Source organism: Lentzea sp., assembly GCF_036380075.1.
GTDB lineage: Bacteria > Actinomycetota > Actinomycetes > Mycobacteriales > Pseudonocardiaceae > Lentzea.
Map to the genome: position 1 here is coordinate 1 of NZ_DASVFL010000243.1, position 3,367 is coordinate 3,367.

4 protein-coding genes and 1 pseudogene are annotated in these 3,367 nt (G+C 70.6%); 3 read left to right on the top strand and 2 right to left on the bottom strand.

The genetic code is table 11. The features are described from left to right. Positions 1-248: pseudogene (locus tag VF330_RS26670) on the bottom strand (oxidoreductase); the annotation flags it as partial. Then, the gene (locus VF330_RS26675; protein ID WP_330854415.1) at positions 245-586 is read right to left on the bottom strand and encodes a hypothetical protein; all 342 of its coding nucleotides are present in this window, start codon (positions 584-586) and stop codon (positions 245-247) included. The gene VF330_RS26675 and the pseudogene VF330_RS26670, both read right to left, overlap by 4 nt. Positions 587-684: 98 nt before the next feature. On the opposite strand from VF330_RS26675, the gene VF330_RS26680 reads away from it, so the two are divergent. The 3 genes from VF330_RS26680 to VF330_RS26690 all read left to right on the top strand — a co-directional run bounded on the left by VF330_RS26680 (position 685) and on the right by VF330_RS26690 (position 3,210). After that, entirely contained in the window at positions 685-1,626 is a 942-nt protein-coding gene (locus tag VF330_RS26680; protein WP_330854416.1) for a pirin family protein, read from the top strand. 327 nt (positions 1,627-1,953) lie between these two features. Continuing rightward, positions 1,954-2,337: an SsgA family sporulation/cell division regulator gene (locus VF330_RS26685; protein ID WP_330854417.1), complete on the top strand. Its 384-nt coding sequence runs from the start codon at positions 1,954-1,956 to the stop codon at positions 2,335-2,337. A 63-nt stretch (positions 2,338-2,400) separates the two neighbouring features. Further along, entirely contained in the window at positions 2,401-3,210 is an 810-nt protein-coding gene (locus VF330_RS26690) for a helix-turn-helix transcriptional regulator (RefSeq protein WP_330854418.1), read from the top strand. Positions 3,211-3,367: the final 157 nt, after the last annotated feature.

Sequence of the window (3,367 nt, forward strand, 5' to 3'; positions counted from 1 at the left end):
CCGAAGGCCCGTTCCAGCACCGGCAGCCGCGCCATCATCAGCACCTGCACGAGCAGCAGGTCCGACCCGAGCAGGCCGGTGAGCCGCCCGGCCGAGGTCAGCCCGGTCTCCCAGCCGCCGAGGTCGGTGAGGCCGCCGCCGGCCGCCCACCAGTACGTCACGAGCAGCAGCCCGGCCCAGAACCCGCCCGTGGCGACGACCCGCACACCGGCGTCGGCCGGGCGTCTTCGCGCGACGGCCGCGGTCATGTCCCCTGCCCGGTCGCCCCGTCGTCGGGCAGCGTGCCGGACTGACCTTCGCCCCTGCCCTGCCGGCCGCCGGGGAACTGGCCCTGCTGCTGGTCCGGCAGCTGGCCCGAGTCCTGCCGCACCTGGCTCGTGGTGTCGTCCCCTGCCGCGAGACCGAGCGCGAACCCGCCCAGCCCGGTGAGCACGGCGAGCCCGAGCGCCCCGGCCACGACCGGACCGGTGAACCCCCGCGCGCGTGCGGCGGGAGCGGGCGGCGGCGGTGGGACGGGCGCGGCGGGTGGCGGGACCGCCGCCGCGGCCGGCTCCCACCGGGACCCGCTGGTCGTGTTCGCGTTCATGGGCACTCCTTCTCTCGACTCGCTCCATGCTCGGCGGCGAGGCTGAGCGCCACGCCAGAGCCAGCTGTGAGTCAGCTGAACGGCCTACGATCACCGGCGTGAGCAATGTCGAGGCCGAGCCCGCCGAACTGACGTGCACCTCCGCCCCCGGCGGCGTGGAGGTCCTGAGTCCGCGCGACGTCCCCCTGGGCGGCCCGCGCGCCATGTCCGTGCGCCGCACGCTCCCCCAGAAGCAGCGCTCGCTGATCGGCGCCTGGTGCTTCTGCGACCACTACGGCCCCGACGACGTGAGCATGGACGTCGCCCCGCACCCGCACACCGGCCTGCAGACCGTGAGCTGGCTGTTCACCGGCGAGATCGAGCACCGCGACAGCCTCGGCGTGCACGCCTTCGTCCGCCCCGGCGAGCTGAACCTGATGACCGGCGGCCGCGGCATCTGCCACTCCGAGGTCTCCACCCCCGCCTCGACCGTGCTGCACGGCGTGCAGCTGTGGCTGGCACTGCCCGACGCCCACCGCGACGCCCCGCGGAACTTCCAGCACCACGTCCCGCCGACCGTGCGGCTCGACGACGCCGAGATCCGGGTGTTCCTCGGTTCGCTGGCCGGCTCGACCTCGCCCGTCAGCACCTTCACCCCGTTGCTGGGCGCGGAGATCGTCCTGCCCGCGGGCGCGCGCCTGACCCTGGACGTGGCGCCGTCGTTCGAGCACGGCGTCCTCCTCGACACCGGCGACGTGACGCTGGCCGAGACCGCCCTGCACCCCGGCGACCTCGGCTACGTCGGCACGGGCCGCTCCAGCCTGACGCTCTCGTCGTCCGGGGGCGCGCGGATCGTGCTGCTCGGCGGCGAGCCGTTCGGCGAGGAGATCGTGATGTGGTGGAACTTCGTCGGCCGCACCCACGACGACATCGCCGCCTACCGCGACGAGTGGCAGGCGGAGACCGACAGGTTCGGCCGCGTCGAGGGCTACGCGGGCTCCCGCCTGCCCGCGCCGCCGCTGCCCGGTGGCCGTCTGCGTCCACGCGGTAACCCGGCGTGAGAATGGAGCTCCGACTCTCTCACTTTCCGCACTGAGCCGACTACACAATGCCGCATTCGCCATTGCTCCGAATGGCGGTAAACCGTCTCGGTACGCGGCCCTCCCGAACCCGCCCCAAGCCCCGGAAAGACCGGCGAACACCGAAATCGGCCACCGAGAAACCGCAGGTCAGACTAGCGGGTGACGCAGATCTCAACGAAGGTTGACGCCTGGATGTCAGATCTCATACTTCAGGCCCATTGAAAATCACGTTCCGATCGCATTTCCTGGGCGAGGCATCCACGGGGGTTGCCAGGCGTCCTAGGGGGCATGAAGAACGTGACACGAGTGGGCGCGGAGTCTGTCTTCGCCTTCATCGCACCATCGGGGCGCCCGCTTCCCGTCGAGGTCGAGCTCGGCTACCGCGCCGAGGACCCGCACGCCGTGACCATGACGTTCCGCATGGGACGCCAGGAGACCGTCTGGCTCGTGAGCCGCGACCTGCTCGCCGACGGCCTGATCACCACCAGCGGCGCCGGCGACGTCCGCCTCCGCCCGCACAACAGCAAGACCGCCGTCCTCGAACTGCGCTCCGACGTCTCGCACGCGATCTTCCACGTGCAGTCGTCCGAGCTCCAGGAGTTCCTGAACTCCACCTACGACGTCGTCGCGCCGGGCCACGAGAACGACTACTTCGACTTCGACGCCGAGCTCCGCAAGCTCCTCGACTAGGCGACTCCTTGTCACCCGGACGAGTCGTACCTTGGCCTCGGTCCAACCCATAGCGTCGAACTCGTGACCACCACGAGCTCCACCGCGTACAGCCGAGACCTGGGCGACGAACTGCGCAGGCTGCGGCAGCGCTTCACCGGCCTGCGCGGCCGAGGCCTGGCCGTCCAGCTGGGCTGGGACCCGAGCAAGATCTCCAACCTGGAACACGGCAAGATCAGGGCCAGCGACGTCGACCTGGCCCAGTACCTCACGGCCTGCGGCAAGGACACGGCGTTCTTCGAGGACTTCCTCCGCCGCTACCACAACGCCTTCGACCCGTACCTGGCCCAGCCGGCGGACGACGTCCGCACCCTCACGATGGCCGAGGCGAGCGCCACCAGGATCACCGCCTACAACGTCCTGACGGTGAACCCCCTCCTGCGCACCCCGGCCTACGAGCGAGCCCTCCAGACCACCACCGGCACAGCGAGGCCGGACACCGACCGGCAGGCAGTCCTACGCCGCCCGACGCACCCGGAGTGCGTCTTCTACCTCCACGAACTGGCCCTGCGCCTGCGCCCCGGCCACCCTGACGTGATGGAAGCCCAGTACGTCTGGCTCCAGGCGAACTCCTCGATGCTGCGCATAATCCCGGCGGAAGCCACCACGGCGGCCTTCCAGTCCCCGTGCACCCTCTTCGAGTTCGAGCGAGCCACCCCGGTGGTCCACGTGGAGTCAGACCTCACCAGGGTCTTCGCCCAGGACGAGACAACAGTGGCCAGGGCACGATCTCTCTTCGACCTCTTGGACGAGGTCGCCCTTGACGAACACGAGACGCGCCGCAAACTGGCACAACACCAGGCCCCCACCCCACTACGAGCCTTGGTGAAGTAGCCCGCCACCCGCGAAGCCGAAGGCGAGCCGTTCGCGAAGCCGAAGGCGAGCCGTCCCGAGCACAGCGAGGCGCGGTGGTGGCTCCCCCGTCTAGCGCTCCTCAGCACTTGCCGCGCCCGAGGGGTCAGGTCAAGTCGACACGCTCTTCGTCGACTTG

What these genes read in the sequence shown, in the direction of transcription:
- VF330_RS26675 (WP_330854415.1), bottom strand. Translation starts at nt 586, where the DNA reads ATGAACGCGAACACGACCAGCGGGTCCCGGTGGGAGCCGGCCGCGGCG.